19 protein-coding genes are annotated in these 23,136 nt (G+C 71.8%); 14 read left to right on the forward strand and 5 right to left on the reverse strand.

The features are described 5' to 3' along the window. Positions 1-280 precede the first annotated feature (280 nt). Positions 281-3,835 (forward strand): ThuA domain-containing protein, encoded by a 3,555-nt coding sequence (locus AB0B63_RS00405; RefSeq protein ID WP_357013254.1) that lies wholly within the window; start codon positions 281-283, stop codon positions 3,833-3,835. Between the two features lie 477 nt (positions 3,836-4,312). Here the strand turns inward: AB0B63_RS00405 and AB0B63_RS00410 are convergent, their stop codons facing one another. Then, positions 4,313-5,845, reverse strand: coding sequence for a non-reducing end alpha-L-arabinofuranosidase family hydrolase (locus AB0B63_RS00410; protein WP_357013257.1), 1,533 nt, complete (start codon positions 5,843-5,845; stop codon positions 4,313-4,315). A 533-nt stretch (positions 5,846-6,378) separates the two neighbouring features. Between AB0B63_RS00410 and AB0B63_RS00415 the strand changes: the two genes are divergently transcribed. Continuing rightward, a complete protein-coding gene (locus tag AB0B63_RS00415) occupies positions 6,379-7,704 on the forward strand; it encodes a HAMP domain-containing sensor histidine kinase (RefSeq protein WP_357013260.1) in 1,326 nt (441 codons plus the stop codon). 55 nt (positions 7,705-7,759) lie between these two features. After that, positions 7,760-8,440 (forward strand): response regulator transcription factor, encoded by a 681-nt coding sequence (locus tag AB0B63_RS00420; RefSeq protein ID WP_208567550.1) that lies wholly within the window; start codon positions 7,760-7,762, stop codon positions 8,438-8,440. A gap of 43 nt (positions 8,441-8,483) precedes the next feature. Here the strand turns inward: AB0B63_RS00420 and AB0B63_RS00425 are convergent, their stop codons facing one another. Genes AB0B63_RS00425 through AB0B63_RS00435 form a run of 3 tightly spaced genes read right to left on the reverse strand, consistent with a single transcriptional unit; the run spans position 8,484 to position 12,260 of the window. Next, positions 8,484-9,248, reverse strand: coding sequence for an enoyl-CoA hydratase-related protein (locus AB0B63_RS00425; protein ID WP_219463294.1), 765 nt, complete (start codon positions 9,246-9,248; stop codon positions 8,484-8,486). Between the two features lie 16 nt (positions 9,249-9,264). Next, a complete protein-coding gene (locus AB0B63_RS00430; RefSeq protein ID WP_357013262.1) occupies positions 9,265-10,611 on the reverse strand; it encodes a hypothetical protein in 1,347 nt (448 codons plus the stop codon). Continuing rightward, complete coding sequence (locus AB0B63_RS00435) at positions 10,608-12,260, reverse strand: amino acid adenylation domain-containing protein (RefSeq protein WP_357013264.1); 1,653 nt, start codon at positions 12,258-12,260, stop codon at positions 10,608-10,610. The genes AB0B63_RS00430 and AB0B63_RS00435 overlap by 4 nt, the downstream gene beginning before the upstream one ends. Positions 12,261-12,792: 532 nt before the next feature. On the opposite strand from AB0B63_RS00435, the gene AB0B63_RS00440 reads away from it, so the two are divergent. The 6 genes from AB0B63_RS00440 to AB0B63_RS00465 all read left to right on the forward strand — a co-directional run bounded on the left by AB0B63_RS00440 (position 12,793) and on the right by AB0B63_RS00465 (position 18,996). Then, positions 12,793-12,999 carry a hypothetical protein gene (locus AB0B63_RS00440; RefSeq protein WP_357013266.1) on the forward strand — a complete coding sequence of 69 codons (207 nt, stop codon included), beginning with the start codon at positions 12,793-12,795 and terminating at the stop codon, positions 12,997-12,999. Positions 13,000-13,076: 77 nt separating this feature from the next. Beyond that, positions 13,077-14,147 (forward strand): sugar ABC transporter substrate-binding protein, encoded by a 1,071-nt coding sequence (locus AB0B63_RS00445; RefSeq protein ID WP_357013269.1) that lies wholly within the window; start codon positions 13,077-13,079, stop codon positions 14,145-14,147. Continuing rightward, the gene (locus AB0B63_RS00450; RefSeq protein WP_357013272.1) at positions 14,144-15,688 is read left to right on the forward strand and encodes a sugar ABC transporter ATP-binding protein; all 1,545 of its coding nucleotides are present in this window, start codon (positions 14,144-14,146) and stop codon (positions 15,686-15,688) included. The genes AB0B63_RS00445 and AB0B63_RS00450 overlap by 4 nt, the downstream gene beginning before the upstream one ends. Beyond that, on the forward strand, positions 15,681-16,718 hold the full coding sequence (locus tag AB0B63_RS00455; RefSeq protein WP_357013274.1) for an ABC transporter permease: 1,038 nt from the start codon (positions 15,681-15,683) through the stop codon (positions 16,716-16,718). The genes AB0B63_RS00450 and AB0B63_RS00455 overlap by 8 nt, the downstream gene beginning before the upstream one ends. A gap of 74 nt (positions 16,719-16,792) precedes the next feature. Beyond that, positions 16,793-18,118: an enolase C-terminal domain-like protein gene (locus AB0B63_RS00460; protein WP_357013276.1), complete on the forward strand. Its 1,326-nt coding sequence runs from the start codon at positions 16,793-16,795 to the stop codon at positions 18,116-18,118. Then, positions 18,115-18,996 (forward strand): amidohydrolase family protein, encoded by an 882-nt coding sequence (locus tag AB0B63_RS00465; protein ID WP_357013279.1) that lies wholly within the window; start codon positions 18,115-18,117, stop codon positions 18,994-18,996. Before AB0B63_RS00460 ends, AB0B63_RS00465 begins: the two co-directional genes overlap by 4 nt. Positions 18,997-19,011: 15 nt before the next feature. On the opposite strand, the gene AB0B63_RS00470 is transcribed toward AB0B63_RS00465, so the two are convergent. Beyond that, positions 19,012-19,707: a FadR/GntR family transcriptional regulator gene (locus AB0B63_RS00470; RefSeq protein WP_219463310.1), complete on the reverse strand. Its 696-nt coding sequence runs from the start codon at positions 19,705-19,707 to the stop codon at positions 19,012-19,014. A 173-nt stretch (positions 19,708-19,880) separates the two neighbouring features. Between AB0B63_RS00470 and AB0B63_RS00475 the strand changes: the two genes are divergently transcribed. The 5 genes from AB0B63_RS00475 (at position 19,881) to AB0B63_RS00495 (ending at position 23,085) form a co-directional block, all read left to right on the forward strand. After that, positions 19,881-20,216 carry an L-rhamnose mutarotase gene (locus AB0B63_RS00475; protein ID WP_208567559.1) on the forward strand — a complete coding sequence of 112 codons (336 nt, stop codon included), beginning with the start codon at positions 19,881-19,883 and terminating at the stop codon, positions 20,214-20,216. Further along, positions 20,213-21,238, forward strand: coding sequence for an alcohol dehydrogenase catalytic domain-containing protein (locus tag AB0B63_RS00480; RefSeq protein ID WP_357013284.1), 1,026 nt, complete (start codon positions 20,213-20,215; stop codon positions 21,236-21,238). Before AB0B63_RS00475 ends, AB0B63_RS00480 begins: the two co-directional genes overlap by 4 nt. A 116-nt stretch (positions 21,239-21,354) precedes the next feature. After that, entirely contained in the window at positions 21,355-21,678 is a 324-nt protein-coding gene (locus AB0B63_RS00485; protein ID WP_357013287.1) for a PadR family transcriptional regulator, read from the forward strand. A gap of 4 nt (positions 21,679-21,682) precedes the next feature. Further along, complete coding sequence (locus AB0B63_RS00490; protein ID WP_357013290.1) at positions 21,683-22,222, forward strand: PspC domain-containing protein; 540 nt, start codon at positions 21,683-21,685, stop codon at positions 22,220-22,222. An 80-nt stretch (positions 22,223-22,302) separates the two neighbouring features. Then, positions 22,303-23,085, forward strand: coding sequence for a hypothetical protein (locus AB0B63_RS00495; RefSeq protein ID WP_357013292.1), 783 nt, complete (start codon positions 22,303-22,305; stop codon positions 23,083-23,085). Positions 23,086-23,136 lie beyond the last annotated feature (51 nt).

Consider the following 23,136-nt stretch of genomic DNA (forward strand, 5'->3'; position numbering starts at 1 on the left):
TCGCAGCACCCCCGGGCGACCACCGTCGACCCGTCGAAACATCGAACCTCTTCGAATCCATTGACACGTATCGATGACTGGCCCATCCTGGCGTCGCGGCCCACGGGACGAGAACACCAGCCACGTCACTTTCTGTGACCTCTGCGGGGCGGACGGCCGTTGCGGCGGACGGCACGACGACCCGAGCAGCACACCCGTGCCCTCGTGCGCCCAGCTGACACCTGGGTGCCGACGGACCACGGTCGCCACCGGAGTTGCCCGCCGAAAACTAGGAGACGGCATGCGTCGTACCACACTGCTCATCGCCATGATCGCCGGCCTGTTACTCTCGCTCGGCCTCGCCCCACCCGCGTCGGCGGCCCCGGCCTTCCGCGCCCTGTTGTTCACCAAGACGGTGGGCTACCGGCACGACTCGATCCCCGCCGGGATCAGCATGTTCCAGCAGCAGGCGGCGGCCAACAACTTCGAGCTGGTGCAGACCGAGGACTCCAGCGTCTTCACCACGGCCAACCTCGCGACCTTCGACGTCATCATCATGTTCCAGACCTCCGGCATGGTCTGGACCTCGGCCGCCCAACGGCAGGCCGTGGAGGGCTACCTCGCCAGTGGCAAGGGCATCGTCGGCATCCACAACGCCCTGGACATGGGCATCGAGGGCGAGTACCCCTGGTGGGACCAGACCCTCAACGGCGGCGCCCACATGCCGGAGCACTCCCCCGGCGTGCTGCCCGGCACCGCCATCGTCGCCGACAAGCAGCACCCGTCGACCACTGGCCTGCCGGACCGGTGGAACCGCAGCGAGGAGTGGTACAACTTCGACGCCAACCCGCGCGGCAACGTACACGTGCTGGTGACCGCCGACGAGCGCACCTACAACCCCGGCTCCCGGGCGATGGGCCCGGACCACCCGATCTCCTGGTGCCGCACCGCCGCCGGCGGGCGGGTGTGGGCCACCGCGATGGGCCACGCGATCGACTCCTACAGCGAGACGAACTTCCGCAACCACGTCCTCGGTGGCGTGAAGTGGGCCGCCGGCAACCTGCCCGGTGACTGCGGCGGCACCGTCTGGGGCAACTTCGAGAAGCGCACCCTGGACGACAACACGGTCGACCCGATGGCGCTGAACGTGCTGCCCGACGGCCGGGTGATGTACGTCCAGCGCGGCGGCCAGGTCAAGATCTTCAAGCCGACCACCAACAGCACCGTGACCGCCGCCACGCTGAGCGTCTACACCGGCGGCGAGGACGGTCTCACCGGCATGGCGATCGACCCGAACTTCGCCACCAACGGCTACGTGTACCTGTACCACTCACCGGCGAGCAGCAGCACCGACGTCAACCGCGTCTCCCGCTACACGCTGTCCGGTGACACCCTCAACCTGTCCACCGAGGCGCGGATCATAGACATCCCGGCGTACCGGGACCGCACCTTCCCCGAGCCCGGCCACACCGGCGGCTACATCGACTTCGGCCCGGACGGCAACCTCTACATCGGCACCGGTGACGACACCCCGCCGAACCTCGACCCCAACTGGCAGGGCTACGCGCCGCTGGACTGGCGCTCCGGCAAGTCCAACCTCGACGCCGCCCGCAGCGCCGGCAACACCAACGACCTGCGGGGCAAGCTGCTGCGCATCCGTCCCTCGGACAGCGGCGGCTACACCGTCCCGACCGGCAACCTCTACCCCCAGGGCACGGCGCAGACCCGGCCGGAGATCTACGCGATGGGTTTCCGCAACCCGTTCCGCTTCTCGATCGACCCGGCCAACGGCTGGGTCTACCTGGCCGACTACGGGCCGGACCGTAACCCGCCCACCACCAACCGCGGCCCCGAGGGCCTGGTCGAACTCAACGTGATCAAGCAACCCGGCAACTACGGGTGGCCGTTCTGCCACGGCGACAACCAGCCCTACGCGCCGTACAACCCGGACACCGGCGTGGTCGGTGCCAAGTTCAACTGCAACGCCCCGGTCAACAACTCGCCCAACAACACCGGCCTGACCAGCCTGAAGCCGATCGTCGCCCCCAACATGTGGTACGGCTACGGCACCTCGTCGACCTTCCCGGAGCTGGGTTCCGGCGGCTCCGGCCCGATGGGCGGGCCGGTCTACCGGTACGACCCGGCGAACCCGTCGGCCACCAAGTTCCCGCCCTACTACGACGGCGTGCACTTCTTCTACGAGTGGTCGCGCAGCTACATCAAGGAGGTGCACTTCGACTCCGCGACGGCGGTGACCCGCACCAACACGTTCCTGCCCGGCGGGCGGTTCAACAAGCCGATGGACCTGGAGTTCGGCAAGGACGGCTCGCTCTACGTGCTGGAGTGGGGCACCAACTTCGGTGGCGGCAACAGCGACTCCGGGCTCTACCGGATCGACTACATCCAGGGCGGCCGGTCCCCGATCGCCAAGGCCGTCGGGACGCCCACCAGCGGCCTCGCCCCGCTGAACGTCCAGTTCAGCAGCGCCGGCACGGCCGACCCGGACCCGGGCAACACGCTCAGCTACCAGTGGACGTTCGGCGACGGCACCACCTCGACGGCAGCCAACCCGTCGCACGTCTACACCACCAACGGCAACTACACGGCGCAGTTGAAGGTCACCGACAACACCGGAAAGACGGGCTTCGCCAACGTCCAGATCACCGTCGGCAACTCCGCGCCGGTGGTCACCATCACCACACCGGCCAGCGGCGGTATGCTCACCTTCGGTGACAAGGTGTCGTACCAGATCAGCGTCACCGATCCGGACGGCGGCACGGTCGACTGCACCAAGGTGCTCCTGAACCCGGCGTTGGGTCACGACGACCACGCGCACGAGACCACCGAGTACCCGGGTTGCTCGGGCACCATCTCCACCGACCTGCTCGGTGGGCACCCGGACGGCGCCAACCTGTTCTACGTGCTCAACGCGCGCTACACCGACAGCGGTGGCCCGGGCGGCTCGTCCCCGCTCACCGGCACCGCGCAGGCGATCCTCCAGCCGAAGCACAAGCAGGCCGAGTACTTCAGCAGCCAGTCCGGCATCCGGGTCGTCGACGAGGCCAGTGCGGAGAGCACCAAGCGGGTCGGGGACATCTCCAACAACGACTGGATCGCGTTCACCCCGATGAGCCTGGCGGGTATCTCGACGGTCAGCTACCGGCTGTCGTCGCCCTCCGGTGGCGGCACCATCGAGTTGCGGGCCGGCTCGCCGACCGGCACCCTGCTGGCCACCACCCCGGTGCCCAGCACCGGCGGCTGGAACAACTACCAGTCGACCGCACCGGTGAGCGTGTCCGCGCTGTCCGGTACGCAGACGCTCTACATGGTGTTCAAGGGCAGCACCAACAACTGGTTCGACCTCGACTCGCACACCTTCGGCGGGAATGGTGTCGGCACGCCCGGCACCGGCACCGGCACCGGCGTGGCGGGGAAGACCTGGACGCTCACCGCCCTGCACAGCGGGAAGCTGATGGACGTCAGTGGCGTCTCCACCGCCGACGGCGCCCAGCTCACCCAGTGGGCGGCCACCGGTGGCAACAACCAGAAGTGGCAGGCCGTGGACGCCGGTAGCGGCGCGGTCTACCTGAAGGCGGTGCACAGCAACAAGTGCGCCGAGGTGATCGGCGGCTCCACCACCGCGGGTGCGTTCCTCCAGCAGGCCACCTGCAACAACAGTGACCGGCAGAAGTTCACCGCGACGGCGACCACGACCGCCGGGGTCTACACGGTGCGCAACGTGCAGAGCGGGCTCTGCATGGACGTCAACGGTGCTTCCACCGCCGACGGCGCCCGCCTGTTGCAGTGGACCTGCCACAGCGCCAGCAACCAGCAGTGGCGGTTCACCCAGGTGTGACGCACGACCCGCCGCCGTCACGGCGGCGGTAGGCCGGGAGGGCCGGCTCCGGATGTCGGAGCCGGCCCTCTCCGGTTGCGTCGGCGCCCCGCCCGCCCCGGGTGGTGGGCGGGCCATCCCGGTCCGGGCCGGCGTGATGGTGGGCGGGATGCCGGATCGCTGCGACGGGACGGGACCGCCGCAGCCGGCCCTCGGGACCGCCCGGGGTACGGCTGGCCTGACGATGCCCCGGACCCCGGGCGGCGGATCGGCCGGGGTGAGGGCTCCGGCCGGTCGTGGACGCCGCCGGCCGGTGCCGGCCGGCAGGTCGGCACTGCTCCCACCCCGGGTGTCGGCGGCGAAACGGTGATCGGCAGGGCCCGAGGTGCGGGCCCTGCCGATCGGTGGTGCGGAGGTCGTTCAGGTGATCCGACGGCCCGGTCTATCCCGGGCCACCGGCGGACGTCAGGAAGCCCCGAGGTCAGCCGGTGCGCATTTTCAGCGCTGCCGGGTGAGCAGACCCGGCCGGTAGGGCAGCAGGCCGTAGTCGACCCCGTTGGAGCTGGGCGACCGGCCCTGGTAGAGCAGTTGCAGGTTGCACGGGTCGATGGTCATGGTCTGGTCCGCGCTGGTGCGCAGCAGCTCACCGTGGCTGATGTCGTTGGTCCAGGTGGCACCGCTGTTGGCCTTGCCCGCGAACGGGTTGCTCTCGGTCGCCGCGTTCGGCGTCCACGAGCCGTTCAGGCTGGTGGCGGTGAAGGACCGGAAGTAACGGCCCTGGGAACCGATCGCCTCGACGATCATCAGGTACTGGTTCTGGCCCGCGACCTTGTAGACCTGCGGCGCCTCGAACAGGTTGTTCGTGGTGTCGCTCATGATGGTGGTGTAGCTGGAGCCGAAGTTGCCGGGGAAGTTCCCGATCGGCATGCTGGCCCGGTAGATCTTGCCGTTGTCACCGGCGAAGAACAGGTACATGTTCTGGCTGTCGGCGATCAGCGTCTGGTCGATCGGGCCGGTGCCGGAGCCGGAGATGCTGCCGGTGAACATCGTCTGGGCCGGGCCCCACCCGTTCGGGTTCGTCGGGTCGGTCGACGTGCGGTAGGAGAACGCCGCGCCACCCCACTGGTAGGCGAGCACCCAGATGTTCTTCGGCGCGAAGTAGAACAGCGACGGCGCGACGGTCCCGGAGTTCATGCCGTTCTGCGACGCCGAGGCCATCTCCGACCAGTTGGTGAACAGGCCGAAGTTCATCGACCCCCATGAGCTGCCGAAGTCGTGCGTGGTGGCGTAGACGAGCTGCTTGCCGTTGTACGGGGCGACGGTGAAGTCCTTCAGCGACACCCAGCCCGACTTCGGGGTGGCCAGCGATCCCGTCGACGACCACCGGTACGACGACGGCAGCGTGCAACTGCCGCTCGGCGGCGGGGTCGTCGTGGGCGGGGTGGTGCCACCGACCCGGACGAGCTGCCACTGCTGGTTGGTGCCGTTCCAGTCGGCGTACTGGACGATGTTGCCGCCATCGGCGGTGGACGCGCCCTGCACCTCGACGGCCTTACCGCTGTTGCGGTTGATCAGCTGAATGTAGCCCTCGACGTCCTGGATGCTGAACTGCTGGTTGGTGCCGTTGTTGTCGGTCCACTGCACGATCGCCCCGCCGTCGGCGGTCGACTTGCCGGAGACGTCGAGCACCTTGCCGGACAGCTTCGACTTCAGCCGGTAGTAGCCGCCGCCGGAGTCCACGAACTGCCACTGCTGCTGGCTGCCGTCGTTGCGGGTCCACTGGGTGATCCGGGCCCCGTCGGTGGTGGCCAGGTTGTAGACGTCGAGGGCCTTGCCGCTGTTGCGGTTGACCAGCACGTACGAGGCACCGGTGTCGATCGTGGCGGCAGCGGCCTCGGTCGCGCTGGCGGCGACGAGGACACCGCCGCTGAGGGCGGTCAGGATCGCCGTGGCCGCCGGCAGCAGCCATCGCCGCCGCCGGGGGCCGGGCCGGCGGGGAGCCGGGCCGGGTCGGTCAGCCTGGAGATGCATGGGGGTGCTCCTTCATGGGGGACGGGTGGTGCCTTTCCGGGGGATCCCGGTGCGGTGGCCTGCGGTGACGGTGTCACCGAGACCGGGTGGTGTGGTCGGCCCGCGCGTGCCCGGTGTTCCTTGGTCTGGGCCGGACCGCCAGGCAATGTGAACGCTCACATGGGCGGACGACCGGCGAACACTGTGTGGACGGACAGGAAGGGGCGAACGGGCCGGCCGGGGTCCCATTCAGATCCGGCGATGTTACCAGAGCGTTTCGGGCGGCTCAAGAGCTGCTCACAGTAGGTGACCACACCGCCGCCACCGCAGCCAACCGGCGCAGCGGCGATCACCACGGAATTGATTGTTAACGCTAACGAGAATGCCGGCCGTCAATGACGACCCCCGTCCGGACGAACGGGTCCACCACCCTGGAGGAGATCCGGATCCCTTCCGCTCCGGTGGGTGATGTGTCATCTTCGATGGATGGGGGTCGGTGGCCGCGCGGGCGGACGAGGGCGCGTCCGGGCACGCGGGCACGGGGCGGAAGCACGGTGCCGTTGAGCGGCGGGGTGCGGTCGGCCCCCCGTACCCGCCCCCGCACCGGGCTCGCCGTCGGCCTGCTGGTCGTCGCCCTGCTGACCCTGGTCGGGGGTCTGGCGTACGCCGCCCTGCTGCACGTCCAGGGCGCGAAGATCCGCCACGAGCTGGACTGGGCGATGGTGCACGGCCGCCCGGCCGACCCGTCCGGCTGCACCTGGATCTTCGGCGGCGCGAGCGACACCGGGCACGCCGGTGCGCCGCCGGCCGGTTTCCCACAGCACGCGGCCATCCACGCCGTGGCCCGCACCGGCCGGCCGCAGGTCGACCAGGTGGCCCGCAACGGCACCGTCTACCACGTCCGCACGCAACTGCGCGGCGACGAGGTCGTCCAGGTGGTCTTCGACGCCCGTTTCCAGCTCGCCGAGCGGCGACACCTGCTCTGGGGGGTGTCGGCCGCCGCGGTGGCGGTCCTGGTCGCGGCGACCGCGACCGACCTGCGGCTGCGCCGCCGGTCGGTGCAGCCGCTGACCGAGGCGCTCGACCGGCAACGCCGCTTCGTCGCCGACGCCAGCCACGAGCTGCGGGCCCCGATCACCCGGGTGCACACCGCCGCCCAGTTGCTGGCGCAGCGGTCGACCTGCGCCGACAGCGGAGCCGACCGGCGGGACCTGGACCGGCTGCTGCGCACCACCCGACTGCTCGGGGAGATCGTCGACGAGCTGCTCCTGTCGGCCCGGCTGGCCGACCCGTCGGCGGTGACCCGGCCGCTGACCCCGGTCGACCTGGCGGCACTGGTCGCCGAGGCGGTCGAGGCCGACGCGCCACGCGCCGCCGCGGACGGCGTGACGTTCACCGTGGCCGGCGTGGACGCTCCGGTCCCGGTCTGCGGCGTCGGGTCGGCGCTGCGCCGGGTGGTGACGGAACTGCTGACGAACGCCCTGCACCACACCCCGCCCGGCGGCCACGTCGAGGTGCGGTTGCGACCGGCGTCCGCGGACCACGTCGAGCTGGTGGTCAGCGACTCCGGTCAGGGCCTCGACCCCCGACACACCGACCGGATCTTCGACCGGTTCCACCGTGGCCCCGGGGCCGGGGACCGCCGGGTCGGGCTCGGTCTGGCCCTGATCCGCGAGGTGGTCACCGCGCACGGCGGCACGATCAGCGCGGCCGGCCGACCGGGGACGGGAGCCACCTTCACCGTACGGCTGCCGACGGGTGGTGGGCAGCAGGACGGCCCGCCGCCGGGTGTCGATCCCACCGGGACCCGGTGGCCGTTCTGCTGGTGGGGGGCGTACCGCGAGCGGTCGGGTCAGCGCGACGAGCTGAGCAGATTCTGATCGGCGAGATATTCCGCCGGTCAACCTTCTCCCGTTTCGGTGCGACCATGAACGGATGACCGACCCGTCACCCCCGGCGCACGGCCCGTTGCTCCTCGTCGAGGACGACGTGGAACTCGCCGACATGCTGGTCGAGCTGTTCCGTCGGGCGGGGTACCGGATCGATCTGGCCCGCGACGGCCAGCGGGGACTGCACCTGGCGCTACGCGGCCCGTACCAGGTGATCATGTTGGACCGGCGACTGCCGGCCATCGACGGGGTCGACCTGCTCATCCGGCTGCGGCGACGCTCCGTCGCCGCCCGGGTGCTGATGCTCAGCGCGCTCGGCGACCTCGACGAACGCATCCGGGGCCTCGACGCGGGCGCCGACGACTACCTACCGAAACCGTTCGAGGTGCCGGAGCTGATGGCCCGGGTACGGGCGTTGACCCGCCGCCGCTTCGACGGGGCCGAGCTGATCCCGATCGGGGCCGGGCAGCTCGACCTGGCCCAGCGCGGGGTGCGGCTGCCCGACGGTCGGGAGGTGACGCTCAGCGGGCGGGAGTTCGAACTGATCCGGCTGCTCGCCAGCCAACCCCGGATGGTGCACAGCCGCAGCCAGCTGCGCGGGCGGGTGTTCGGCGCGGACCGGACCGAGGCGGTGGTCGACACGTACGTGCACTACCTGCGGCGCAAGCTCGGCGACCGGGTGGTCCGCACGGTGCACGGGCTCGGCTACCAGATCGGCGCGCTGTGAGCCGGCCGTCCGGGACCCGTCGGGTCCCGGACGGCCGGAGGGCTCAGCGACCCGCGAACCGGGCCGGGCGTTTCTCCAGGAAGGCGGCCATGCCCTCCCGCTGGTCCTCGGTGGCGAACAGGGCGTGGAAGGCCCGCCGTTCGAACAGCACCCCGGCCTGCACACCGACCTCCTCGGCCTGCCGTACCGCCTCCCGGGCCAGCATCGTCGCCAGCTTGGGGTGCCCGGCGACCACCGCCGCCGCGGCCTTCGCCTCGGCCAGCAGCCGGTCCGTCGGCACCACCCGGGACACCAGACCCCACCGGTACGCCTGCTCCGCGTCGAGCTGCCGCCCGGTGAGGACCAGGTCCATCGCCCGCGCCGGACCGATCAGCCGGGTCAGCCGCTGGGTGCCGCCGATGCCGGGCATCACCCCCAGCCGCAGCTCCGGCTGGCCGAACCGGGCATTGTCCGCCGCGAAGATCAGGTCGCACATCATCGCCAGCTCGCAACCGCCGCCGAGGGCGTAGCCGGCCACCGCGGCGATCTTCGGGGTACGCAGCGCGGCGAACGCGTCCCAGCCGGCGAAGTGGTCCTCCAACGCCACGTCCAGGAAGGACTTGCCGGCCATCTCCCGGATGTCCGCCCCGGCCGCGAAGACCTCGTCGGAGCCGGTGAGCACGAAGCAGCCCACCCCCGGATCGCGGTCCAGCGGTCGCAACGTCTCGACCAGCTCCGTCAGCAGCGCCGTGTCCAGCGCGTTGCGCACCTCGGGCCGGCACAGCCGCACCGTGACCACCCGGTCGTCCTTCTCCACGGTGATCCTCATCGTCGCCTCCATGTCGTCAGGAATCCCAGATGGCGCCGTACGCGGGCACCCCGCGTTCCTCCATGCCCCGCACCACCTGCCAGGTCAGCGGGCGGTTCGAGATGCAGATGACCGCCTCCGCGTCGAATTCGCGGTACGCCTGCCAGGCCAGCCGCAGCATGTCGGGCTTGCCGTCGCGGGCGGTGTCCCACAGCAGCGCGTCGGGCTGGTGGGCGAGGATCTCGTCGACCAGCCCGTCGCCGAAGGTCTCCCGGTGCCGGCGGGCCACCCAGACCAGGCGGGCCGGCACCTGCCCGGCCAGCAGGTGCGGCAGCACCGGGCCGATCCCGCTGCCGGTCGCCACGTACACCACCCGCCGGAACAGGGTCTCGATGTTGGCCACCCCGGCGGTGCTGATCCCCTTCACCCAGACCCGCTGCGGCGCGTCGTCGATGAACCGCCCGGTCCAGTCGCCGGCCCGGGAGACGGTCAGCCGGAACCCGCTGCGGCCCGGCGCCGGCACGTTGGCGAAGGAGTGCCACTCCCACAGCGGGCTGCGGCTGACCGCGGTGGACGAGCCGGGGAACGGGGTCACCCCGTGGTCGAAGTGGACCAGCGCCACGTGCGACGAGGGGCGTTCGACCACAACCGGCACCCGGCGCAGCCGCAGCCAGGGCAGGGCGATGCTGGCGGTCAGCACCGCGAGCACCCCGCCCTGCGGGGAGGTGGCCAGCGCGGCCGGCCCGCCGGCCAAGAAACCGGCCTGCGCCCAGAGCAGCAGCAGGACCGCCCAGCCGCCGAGCCGGTGGGTGCGTTCGAACAGGTCGTGTCGGCGCGACCGTACCGGTGGCAGCGCGGTACCGACGACCGCCAGCAGCCCGACGGCGGCGGCGTACCCGGTGACCAGCGCCCCGGCCGGCGCGTCGCCGACGGTCAGCGCGCCGAGTTGCGCCAGGTACCAGGCGGTCCCGGCCAGTGCCGCGCCGACGTGCAGCCCGCCGAAGTGGTAGACCTTGCCCAACGTCGCGCGGATCCGCAGCGGCCAGTGGGTGGGTGCCCGGGTGGCCAGCCAGAAGAGCAGGTTGACCACGTACTGCTGGCGTACCAGCACCGCCAGCGCCACGTTGGCCAGTGCGGCGGCACCCAGCGCGCCGGGCGCGGCGGGGCCGCCCCACCAGCCGGCGGTCAGCCCGTACGCCAGCAGGGCGAGGTTGGTCGCGACGACCGCCGCGACCAGGCGGTGGTGGTGCATGAACCGGGGATGGGCCAGCAGCCGGCGCAGCGTCGAGCCCGGCGGTGGCGGCGCGTCGCCGGTCGTGACCGCCGCCGCGGTACGCGGACGCGCCGCAGGAACCGGCGGGGGTCGCAGTCCGGTGGTGCTCACGCCGCCGCCGCCTCGATGTGCGCCCACTGCCACCGCAGGTCGAGGGCGATCCGGCGTAACGCGTCCCGGTCGACCTTGCCCCGCCCGGTCATCGGCAGTTCGGGCAGCGGGTGCACGGCCGCCGGCACGCAGTAGTAGGGCAGCGCGGCGGCCACCGTGTCCCGGCACCGTTGCGGGTCCACCTCCGCCGGGGCGACGAAGGAGACCAGGTCACGGTCGGTCAGCCGGAGCGTGACCGCCAGCCGGCAGCCGGGCACCGTCTCCAGCACGGTGGAGACCGCGTCCAGTTCGACCCGGAACCCCCGGACCTTGACCTGGTCGTCGGTGCGGCCCAGGTGCTCCAGTTCCCCGTCGGCACGCCAGCGCCCCCGGTCCCGGGTGCGGAACATCCGCCGGCCACCGCCCAGGAACGGGTCGGGGGCGTACCGCTCGGCGTTGAGCACGTCGTTGTCCAGGTAACCGGCGGAGACGCAGTCACCGCCGGCCCACATCTCCCCGGTCTCGCCGATGCGGCAGGGCCGGCCGTCGGCGTCGAGGACGTAGACGGTGTTGTTCGGGGTCGGCCGGCCGATGGTGAGCGCCCCGCCGGGCCGGTGGCGGTGCATGGTGTTGACGATGGTGGTCTCGGTCGGCCCACAGCAGTTGTAGAAGACCCGGCCGACCGCCCACCGGTCCGCCAGCGGACGCGGACAGGGCTCCCCCGCCACCGCGACCACCCGCACCCCGTCGCACCGGTCCAGGTCGATGCGGCCGAGCACCGACGGGGTGGCGATCACCACGTCGGCGCGGGCGGCGGTGGCGGTGAGGTCCCGGTCGCGTACGAGCAGGGTGCCGCCGTTGGCGAGGCAGCCGAGGATCTCCCAGGCCGCCATGTCGAAGGCGACGTTGAGCAGTTGGGCGACCGTCCGTCCGGGCCGGATCCCCAGGTCGCCGGGGGCGGTGAGCAGGATGTTGGCCACGTTGCCGTGGGTGACGGTGACCCCGTTGGGGGTGCCCGTGGTGCCGGAGGTGAACAGCACGTAGCAGCCGTCGTCGGCGCGGACCGGCCGGTCCGGGACGGGGGCGGTCAGGTGCTGCCCCGGGGGCAGTGGTTCGGCCATCAGCTCGTCGACCGCGAGCCGGGGCACCCCGGGCAGTTGCGGCACCGCGTCCAGGGTGGCCGCGGTGGTCAGCACCACCCGGCACCGGGCCGCCGAGGTGACCTGCCGCAGCTGCGTGGTGGGTGCGACCCGGACGTCCTGTGGGACGTAGGCCGCCCCCGCCTTCAGCGTCGCCAGGATCCCCACCAGCATCGGCAGGGACCGGCTGGCGAAGACGCCCACGGTGTCCCCGGTCCGTACGCCGAGGGCGGTGAGCCGGGCGGCCAGCCGGTTGGCCTGGCGGTCCAGTTCGCGGTAGCCGATCCGTACCCCGAGGTGCTCGGCGGCGACGGCGTCCGGGACGGCGGCGGCCCAGCGGGCGAACGCCTGGTGGACGCGCAGTTCGGGGGCGGGCACCCGGGGGCCCTGACCGAACCGGTGGAAGAGCCGACGTTCGCGGGGTGGCAGGTGGTCCAGCAGGGGGCCCCGCCACCCGTCCGGTGCGGTGGGCAGGGTGCCGACCGGGCGCGTGGCCGGGTCGTCGAGCGTACGGGACTGTCGTACGGACATGGCTGCTCCTGTTCTGACCAGCCGCCCTGCGCGGCGATCGAGATCGATGCTCGCCAATGCAAATGGGAAATCTCTTAGATCCGGCGCGCGACAGCCGGCCCGGGACGGCACACCTGCTGGACGTCCACCGGCGACCCGGAACCGGGCAGACCGGGGAGCCGCACGGGGTGGCGGGGCGGGCGGCGGGGGCCGGAGCGGCCGACTCACCTCGACAGGAGCAAGAAAAAGAGAGCCTTCGATGTTAGCGTTCGTTTCTGCACCGGGACGGGAGTGTCCCCGCCTCGCCACCGAGGCTCACCGGTCGGGCCGACCGCTCGGCCCGACCGCTCGGCCCGGTCACGGGCGCGGCGGCGCGATTGGTATGACGCCTGCCCGCCGCACCTCGCCGAGGACACCCGGATTGCTGGCATATTCAGCACCGCGCTCGACGGTCGAGGCATTGACGTTACACACTGGAAACTCTAACGTCTGATGTCTCGGTCGAGCGTGCAGGAAATCACCCCGCACCCACCCGCCGTCAGGAGGGATCTCCGTGTCCCGTCCCGCGTCCGTCGCCATCCCCGGCCCCAGCAGCCGCACCGAGAGCCGGGCGTCGGTCGGCCGACGCCCGGCGGCCGACGCCCCGGCGTACCTGCTGGAGCTGACCTCCGGCGGCGACTGCGCCGCCGCCGGCCCACCGCTGAGGCAGTGGCGCTTCGACCGCAGCACCAACCTGCCGTGGACCGTCGCTCCCGGCTGATCCGCGCGGCGCACCAGCCGGCGCGGTCGCGGCGACACCCGCGCCGGACCACTCCCCCGAGGAACGGAGCGAACACGATGAACCACCGACATCTGGTGAGCGCGGGACTGACCGTGCTGCTCGGGGTGACGGCCACCCTCGCCGCCGGCTGCGGTGACCGGTCGGGCGGCGGGACCGCAACGGGCAGTGGCAAGCCGCTGATCGGGGTCGACTATCCCCGCTCGGACACCGACTTCTGGAACTCCTACATCAGGTACGTGCCGCAGTCCGCCGACGGGTTGGGGATCGAACTCAAGACCACCAACTCGCAGAACGACATCGCGAACCTCATCTCGAACGCCCAGACCTTCATGAGCCAGGGCGTCAAGGCGGTGGTGATGGCCCCGCAGGACACCGCCGCCATCGCGCCCACCCTGACCCAGCTGGAAGGTCGCAAGATCCCGGTGGTCACCATCGACACCCGACCCGACAGCGGCAAGGTGTTCATGGTGGTCCGCGCCGACAACCGCGCGTACGGCACCAAGGCGTGCCAGTTCCTGGGCGCCAAGCTGGGCGGCAAGGGCAAGGTGGTCATGCTCCAGGGCGGCCTGGACTCGATCAACGGGCGGGACCGCACCGAGGCGTTCAACGAGTGCATGGGCCGGGACTTCCCCGGCATCAAGGTGTTCGGCGAGGCGACCGACTGGAAGGCCGACGTGGCGGCGTCGAAGTTGCAGACCCGCTTCGCGTCCGACCCGGACATCAGGGGCGTCTACATGCAGTCCTCGTTCGCGCTGTCGGGCACCCTGCAGATCCTCAAGCAGCGGGGCCTCCAGGTGCCGCCGACCGACCCGAAGCACGTCTTCGTCGTGTCCAACGACGGCATCCCCGAGGAGCTGAAGGACATCGGCGAGGGGTTGATCGATGCCACCGTCAGCCAACCCGCCGACCTCTACGCCCGCTACGGGCTGGAGTACGCCAAGGCGGCGATCGAGGGCAAGACGTTCCAGCCCGGCCCCACCGACCACGGCAGCACCATCATCCAGGTACGCGACGGCCTGCTGGAGGACCAACTGCCCGCGCCCCTGGTGACCCTGGACGGCGCACCGATCGGGGGGCAGCCGACCGTGAAGTTCGACGACGCCTCGCTGTGGGGCCGCAACGCATGAGTGCCACCACCCCGCACCGCCCCGGCGACGGGCCGGTCGGCCAGGACCGACCCGTCGTCGAGGCGGTCGACGTCAGCAAACGGTTCGGTTCCACGGTCGCCCTGTCCGGGGCTGGGATCATGGTCCGGCCCGGTGAGACCCACGCCCTGGTGGGCCGCAACGGCGCCGGCAAGTCGACGCTTGTCGGCATCCTGACCGGGTTGCTGGCCGCCGACGGCGGGGCGGTCGCCTTCGACGGGCGTCCCGCCCCACCACTGGCCGACCGGGACGCCTGGCGGCAACGGGTGGCGTGCGTCTACCAGAAGTCGACGATCATCCCGACCCTCACCGTGGCGGAGAACCTGTTCCTCAACCGGCACGCGCGCTCCCGCAGCGGACTGATCCGCTGGTCGAGCCTGCGACGGGAGGCCGAACAGCTGCTGGCGGCCTGGTCGGTCGAGGTCGACGTACGCCAGCCGGCCGCGACGCTCTCGGTCGAGCAGCGGCAGTTCGTGGAGATCGCCCGCGCGTTGTCCTTCGGTGCCCGGTTCATCATCCTCGACGAACCGACCGCCCAGCTCGACGCCGCCGGCATCAGCCGCCTGTTCACCCGGATCAGGGACCTGCGGGCGCACGGCGTGACGTTCCTGTTCATCAGCCACCACCTGCAGGAGATCTACGAGTTGTGCGACCGGGTCACGGTCTTCCGCGACGCCCGGCACGTCGTCACCGCCCCGGTCGCCGAGTTGAGCCGGCAGGCGCTGGTCGCCGCGATGACCGGGGAGGACGTGACGATGCCGGAGGCCGACCGTCGGCCCCTGACGTCCGACGCGCCGGTGCTGCTGTCGGTACGGGACCTGGTCACCTCGTCCGGCGCCGAGTTGTCGATGCAGGCCCGGGCGGGCGAGGTCGTCGGCCTCGCCGGGGGCGGCGGCAGCGGCAAGGTCGAGGTCGCCGAGGCGATGGTCGGTCTCGCCCGCCCGGTGGGCGGGACGGTCAGCCTGGCCGGCCGGGTGTTACGACCGGGCAGTGTGCCCGACGCCCTCGCCGCCGGGGTGGGGCTGGTGCCGCAGGACCGGCACCGGGAGGGTCTGGTGCCGTCGTTGTCGATCGCGGAGAACGTCACGATGACCGTGCCGGACCGGATCGGGCGGTACGGCATCATCTCGCCGGCCCGTCGCGACGCCCTGGCCCGGCACACGATCGCCGACCTGACGATCAAGGCGGCCGGGCCGCAGGTGCCGGTCGCCGAGTTGTCCGGCGGCAACCAGCAGAAGGTCGTCATGGGCCGGGCGCTGGCCAACGACCCGCGGCTGCTGGTGCTGATCACACCCACCGCCGGGGTCGACGTGCGGTCCAAGCAGACCCTCCTCGGGGTCGTCGAGGACGTACGGCGGCGCGGCGCCGCCGTACTGGTGGTCTCCGACGAACTCGACGACCTGCGCATCTGCGACCGGGTGCTGGTGATGTTCCAGGGGCGGGTCGTCGGCGAGATGGCCCACGGCTGGAGCGACAACGATCTGGTAGCCGCCATGGAAGGGGTGGACATCCACCATGTCTGAAACGCTGTCCACCGGCAAGGCGTCGCCTCCGGTGCCGCCACCGAGCCGACCGCCGTCGCGGCACCTGACTCTCGCCCGGCTGCGGGACCTGGCGCTGGTGCCGGCGATCGTCGCGGTGGCGATCGTCGGGTGGATCATCAGCCCGGTCTTCCTGAGTTCCGACAACGTCATCAACGTGCTGCAGAGCATGTCGGAGATCGCCATCCTGGTGCTGGCCCAGACGATCGTGCTGATCACCGGCAAGATGGACCTGTCGCTGGAGAGCACCTTCGGGCTCGCCCCGGGCATCGCCGCCTGGCTGGTCGTCGATCCGGCCCTCACCCGGGGGCTGGGGCTCGGCCTGCTGCCGGACGCCTGGGCGGTGCCGGTGGTGCTGCTGGTCGGGGCGCTGGTCGGGGCGTTCAACGGGCTGCTCATCGTCCGGTTCGGGCTCAACGGCTTCATCGTGACGCTGGGCATGCTCATCATCCTGCGGGGACTGCTCACCGGCATCTCCGGTGGCCAGACCTTCTTCGCGCTGCCCGGGTCGATGACGTACCTCGGTTCGACGAGCTGGTTCGGGGTGCCGGCCTCGATCTGGGTGTCGCTGCTGCTGTTCGCCGTGGGGATCGTGGTGCTCGGTCACACCCGTGCCGGGCGGGCCTTGTACGCCATCGGCGGCAACGCCGACGCGGCCCGGGCCGCCGGCATCCGCACCGACCGGGTGCTGTGGGTCGCGCTCATCGTGGCCAGCGTGCTCGCCGCTCTCGCCGGGCTGCTGATCAGCGGCCGGCTGGCGGCGGTGCCGGCGGCCCAGGGTGACGGCGCGATCTTCCAGGTCTTCGCGGCGGCGGTGATCGGCGGGGTCAGCCTCAACGGCAGCAAGGGCAGCGTCTTCGGCGCGTTCACCGGTGTCCTGCTGCTCTTCATGATCATTAATGTGCTGACCCTGGCCGGGGTACCGGCACAGTGGACGAACTTCCTCAACGGCGCGGTCATCCTGGTCGCCCTGGTGGTCTCCCGCATCACCGGCGGCAAGGCACAGACCTGACCCACCCCGATCCCGCGCGCCACGCCCACGAAGCGGGCCGCAGGCCCAGCACCGTTCCCCCTCCAGGAGTTCCGTTGACTGAACGCATCACCTCGGTGGACACGATCGACGTCCGCTTCCCCACCTCCGTGCACCGCGACGGGTCGGACGCGATGAACCCGTTCCCCGACTACTCCGCCGCCTACGTCGTCCTGCGGACCTCGGCGGACGCCGAGGGGCACGGGCTGGTCTTCACGGTGGGACGCGGCACCGAGATCCAGGTCGCCGCCGTCCGGTCGCTGGCCGCGATGGTGATCGGCCAGCCGGTCGACGAGCTGGTCGCCGACCCGGGGGCCCTCGCCCGCCGGCTCGTCGGCGACAGTCAGATCCGTTGGCTCGGCCCGGCCAAGGGGGTCGTGCACATGGCCGCCGGTGGCCTGGTCAACGCGGTCTGGGACCTCGCCGCCCGGCGGGCGGGCAAGCCACTGTGGAAGCTGCTGGCCGACCTCACCCCCGAACAGCTCGTCGCCCAGGTCGACTTCCGTTACCTGCGCGACGCCCTCACCGAGGACGAGGCGCTCGCGTTGCTGCGGCGGGCGGGCGACGGTCGGGCCGAGCGGGAACAGCGGCTACTGGCCGAGGGGTATCCGGCGTACACCACCACCCCGGGGTGGTTGGGCTACGACGACGAGAAACTGGCCCGGCTCTGCGCGGAGGCGGTCCGCGACGGCTACCAGCTGATCAAGCTCAAGGTCGGCGGGGACCTGGCCGACGACGTACGCCGGATGGGCATCGCCCGGCAGGCAGTCGGGCCGCAGATCCGCCTCGCCGTCGACGCCAACCAGATCTGGGGGGTGCCCGAGGCGATCGGGTGGATGCGGCAGCTGGCCGCGTACGACCCGTACTGGATCGAGGAGCCGACGTCGCCGGACGACATCCTCGGGCACGCCGCCGTACGCAAGGCGCTCAGTCCGGTCCGGGTGGCCACCGGTGAGCACGTGCACAACGCGGTGATGTTCAAGCAGCTGCTCCAGGCCGACGCCGTCGACGTGGTGCAGATCGACGCCTGCCGGGTCGCCGGGGTCAACGAGAACCTGGCGGTCCTGCTGCTCGCCGCGCACTTCGGGGTGCCGGTCTGCCCGCACGCCGGTGGGGTCGGGCTGTGTGAGCTGGTGCAGCACCTGGCGATGTTCGACTTCGTGGCGGTCAGCGGCAGCACCGACGACCGGGCCATCGAGTACGTCGACCACCTGCACGAACACTTCGTCGACCCGGTCCGGGTCACCGGCGGGCGGTACCTGGCACCCACCACCCCGGGGATGAGCGCGGAGATCCTGCCGGCCTCGCTGGCCGCGTTCCGGTTCCCGGACGGCCCGCAGTGGGTCGACGCATCGGTGCCGGCGGAAGCGCCCATCCCATGATCATCGACGCGCACCACCACCTGTGGCGACCGGAACGCGGGTACACCTGGCTCGACGCGCCGGAACTCGCCACCATCCGGCGGCCGTTCACCCCGGCGGAGCTGACCACCGAGCTGGCCGCCGCCGGGGTGGCCGGCACCGTGCTGGTCGAGGGCGGTCGCTGCCATCCCGACGAGGCGGCCGAATTCCTCGGCTACGCCGCCGACACCGCACCGATCCTGGCGGTGGTGGCCTGGCTGGACGTCGCCGCCGACGACGTGCCCGCCACCGTCGGGCGGTACCGCCGGCTGCGCGGCGGCGAATACCTGGCCGGGGTGCGTTCACAGGTGCAGGGCGAGGCGGACCCGGACTACCTCGACCGGCCCGACGTGCGTCGCGGGCTCGCGGCGCTCGCCGCCGCCGGGCTGGCGTTCGACCTGGTGATCCGCGCCGACCAGCTCCCGGCGGCGGCACGGGCGGCCCGGGCGGTGCCGCAGCTCCGGTTCGTCCTGGACCACCTCGGCAAACCCCGGATCGACGAGGGTACGGCCGGGCTGCGGCGCTGGCGCGGCCCGCTGGCCGCGTTGGCCGCCCGACCCAATGTCACCGCCAAGCTGTCCGGCCTGGTCACCGAGGCCGGCCCGGACTGGTCACCGGACGAGCTGCGCCCCTTCGTCGAGGTGGCGGTCGCCGAGTTCGGTGCCGAGCGTCTGATGTTCGGGTCGGACTGGCCGGTATGCCTGCTCAGGTCGGACTACGCCGGGGTGGGGCGGGCGTTGACCGCGGCGCTGCCCCCGCTGTCGGACCGGGAACGGCACGAGATCCTCGCCGGCACCGCCGTACGCACCTACCGGTTGGCCGACCGGGTCGCGGCGCTGCTCCCGGCGCGGCCCGCGTGATCCCGGCCGGTGGGCTCACCCGTTCGCCACCTTGGCGGCCAGCACCGTCCGCAGCCATGCCTCGGAGGTGTTGACGTGCAGCAACGCACTCGCCTGCGCGAGCAGTTGGTCGCGCGAGCGCAGCGCGAGGTAGATCGCGTGGTGCTCGTCGATCGTCGTGTGCGCGGAGTTGCTCTCGATCAGCCCCCGCCACACCCGGGCCCGCAGCGTACGGCTGGACAACCCGTCCAGCAGCGAGGTGAGGGTCTCGTTGCCGGTGGTCGCGACGACGGTGTGGTGAAAGGCCGTGTCGAACCGGATCAGCTGCTCCGCGTCGTCGGCCGCCGCCCGCATCTGCTCCAGGATGGCGCTGAGGTCGTCGAGTTGGGCGTCGGTCATCCGCAGCGCCGCCAGGCCGGTCGCCATCGGTTCCAGCAGCCGCCGCACCTCCATGACCTCCAACAGCGTGTCGTCGCGCAGCAGCTCCACCGCGACCCCCAGCCCCTCCAGCAACAGCCGGGGGGCGAGGCTGGTGACGTACGTCCCGTCGCCGCGTCGTACGTCGAGCACCCGGGCCGATTCGAGGACCTTGACCGCCTCCCGGACCCCGCTGCGCGACAGGCCCATCTGTTCGGCCAGCTGCGGCTCGGGGGGCAGCCGGGCCCCCGGCGGCAGCTCACCACTCTGGACCATGCTCCGGATCTTCGCGATCGCGTCGTCGGTCAGTGCCATCCGCGTCCCCTTCTGGCCGGTCCGTCGGGCGTCGTCACGACGGTCCGTGCGCGGCGGGCGACGACAGCCCACCCCAATATAGAGACATCGGATGTTTTCCCCGGCTCCGGTCACCCCCGGGTACCGCACACCCGGCCGGCCGGAGAACGCCACCGCAACCGGAAGGGTACGACGTGCAACGCTACGGCTGGCTGATCCGGCTCCGACCGGAGCAACGCGAGACCTACCTTCGGCTGCACGCCGCCGTGTGGCCCGACGTCGAGCAGACGCTGCGCGCGGCGAACATCCGCAACTACAGCATCTTCCTGCACCACGACCTGCTGTTCGGCTACTACGAGTACGTCGGTGCCGACCACGACGCCGACCAGCGCCGCATCGCCGACGACCCCCGTACCCGGCAGTGGTGGACGTTGACCGATCCATGCCAGGAATCGCTCGCCGAACCCGGCTCGGGGCACTGGTGGGCCCCGATGCGCGAGGTCTGGCACCTGACCGAGGAGGCGTCATGAACCACAGCGCACACTACGTCGGCGACAACACCTTCGTCGTCGAGCCGACCGCGATCGTGCCGCCCGGCCCCGGCCAGGTACGCATCGACGTCGCGTACACCGGGATCTGCGGCACCGACCTGCACATCGCGCACGGTGCGATGGACCAGCGGGTGCGGGTGCCGGCGGTGATCGGCCACGAGATGTCCGGTCGGATCGCCGAGACCGGCCCGGGGGTCGAGGACCACCGGGTGGGCGATCCGGTGACCGTGATGCCGCTGGACTGGTGCGGCGAGTGCGCCGCCTGCCGGGCCGGCCACAGCCACATCTGTCACCGGCTCACCTTCGTCGGCATCGACTCCCCCGGCTCGATGCAACGGTCCTGGACGGTGCCCGCGCGGATTCTCGTGCCACTGCCCGGGGACCTGCCGCTGACCCACGCCGCCCTGATCGAGCCGACCGCGGTGGCCGTGCACGACGTGCGACGCTCCCGGCTCACCGCCGGTGAACACGCGGTGGTCATCGGGGCCGGCCCGGTCGGCCTGCTCATCGGCACGGTCGCCCGGGCCACCGGCGCCGAGGTGACCGTGCTCGAACTCGACCCGCGTCGCCGCGCGCTCGCCACCGAACTCGGGCTGCGCACGGTCGACCCGGCGACGGTCGACGTCGCCCGGCACGTCCACGAGACGACCGGTGGTGCCGGGGCCGCCGTGGTCTTCGAGGTGTCGGGGTCGGCCGCCGGGGTCCGCACCGCGACCGACCTGCTCGCCGCGCGCGGTCGGCTGGTGATCGTGGCGATCCATCCCACCCCCCGGGAGGTGGACCTGCACCGGGTCTTCTGGCGTGAACTGGAGATGATCGGCGTCCGGGTCTACGAACGCGGGGACTACACCGAGGCCGTCCGGTTGGTGCACACCGGACAGGTGCCGGCCACCCGGCTGATCACCCGGATCGTGCCGTTGGCCGAGGTGGCCGAGGCGTTCGGGGCCCTGGCCACCGGCGGCGAGGTGAAGATCCTGGTGGACTGCGGGGGCGTGGGCTGAACCCGCACGTCGGGTAGCTGCCCTACCCCCCGGGGGTACGGCGAGTTCGACCGGGCCGGGGGGCTGCCGCCCGGTCCGGCGTTGCCACAGGTACCTTGTTGTGGCAAGGTAGCCGCATGCAGACCGACCCCAAGCTCGTCGCGCTGCGACGCGGCCTGCTCGAACCCCTCGTCCTGGCCACCGTCGAGTCCCGGCAGCGGTACGCGGCGGAGATCCTCTCCGCACTCCAGGAAGCCCACTTCCCCACCCAGGAGGGCACGCTGTATCCGCTGCTGAGCAAGCTGCGCCGCGACGGGCTCGTGCAGCACGAATGGCGTGAGTCGCCGTCCGGCCCGCCCCGGAAGTACTTCTCCCTCACCGGGGCCGGCACGGCTCAGCTCGCCACGTTCCGCGAGCACTGGAACGAACTCACCCACATGATCAACACGATCGGACGATGACTCCGTGGACGACCCGACCACCATCCGGCTCACCGGCCACCACACGGCCTTTCCCGCCACCGGCGACGCCCGTGCCGCCCTGCGGCGGTACCTCGACGAGGCGCACCGCGCGCTGCGCGGCGACCAGGACACCGACGAGGACGCCGACGACGTCGTCCGAGACCTCGAAGCCGCGATCGGCGACCGCCTGGACGCCCTCACCGGGCCGGGCCGCGCCCCGGTGACCGGTGCGCAGATGGCAGCGATCCTGGACGGGTTCGGCCCGGTCCGCCCGGCAGGTCCCCCACCACCCGCCGCCGGACAACACCCGCGGGGCCGGTTCTGGTGCCGGATCGACGAGGGGAAGTGGTTCGGCGGCGTCTGCCTCGGCATCGCGGCGTACGGCGACTTCCGCGTCGACTGGGTCCGCACCGTCGTACTGCTGCTCACCCTGGTCACCGGTGGACTACTCGGCATCCCGTACCTGGTCCTGCTGCTCGTACTCCCCACCGTCCCGACGGCCGCCGACTACCGACGCCGACGGGACGCGCCGCGCCCCGCGTGAGCCGGCGGTCCCGGCGGACGTGGCACGGCCGCCGCCGGTCGGGGCCACGCCCGCCGGGCCGACCGTGTGATGATCAGAGCGTGCGGGTGGTGCTGGCGACCGACGCGGGACATCCCGGTCGCCCCAACGAGGACTTCGCCGGTGCGGTGGCGGCCGGGCTGGTGCTGGTCGACGGCGCGGGTGGCGTTCCCGGTGCCGATCAGGTCTGCCGCCACGGCGTGGCCTGGTACGCCAACCGGCTCGGTGGCGCCCTGCTGGGCGGGTTGTCCGCGCAGCGGAGCCTGCGGGAGGTCCTGGCCGAAGGGATCGTCCAGGTCACCGACGTCCACCGGGACACCTGCGACGTCACCCACCCGAGCAGCCCGCACGCCGCCGTGTCGATGCTCCGGTTCTCCGACGACCTGGTCGAGCACCTGGTCCTCGGGGACGCGGTGGTGGTCGTCGGGCGGGCGTCCGGTGCGCCGGTCGTCGCCCATGACCCCCGCGAGGTGGTGATCGCCCGGTCCTTCGAGCGCCGGCTGGTGGGCGTCGCCGCCGGCAGCGAGGAGTACCGGCGGCTGCTCCGCGAGCTGCGGGGGCACCGCAACAAGCCGGGCGGTTTCTGGGTGGCCAAGGACGACCCGCAGGTGGTGGCCGAGGCGGTCACCGGCAACCACCCGGCGGGCGAGGTGACGCTGGCGGCGCTGCTGAGCAATGGTGCGAGCCGACTCGTGGACACCTTCGGGCTCACCGACTGGGCGGGACTGCTGCGCCTGCTGAACCACGGTCCGGCCGAGGTCATCCGACAGGTCCGGCAGGCCGAGGACCGGCACGGCGTCGCGACCGACGACGCGACGGTCATCTGCCGCAGCCGAGCCCTGTGACATCGGGATCCTTGTATACTCGGCTCGGCCGACCTAACAGCCCCTGGCAGA

The organism is Micromonospora sp. NPDC049081, from assembly GCF_040648835.1.
Lineage (GTDB): Bacteria > Actinomycetota > Actinomycetes > Mycobacteriales > Micromonosporaceae > Micromonospora > Micromonospora antibiotica.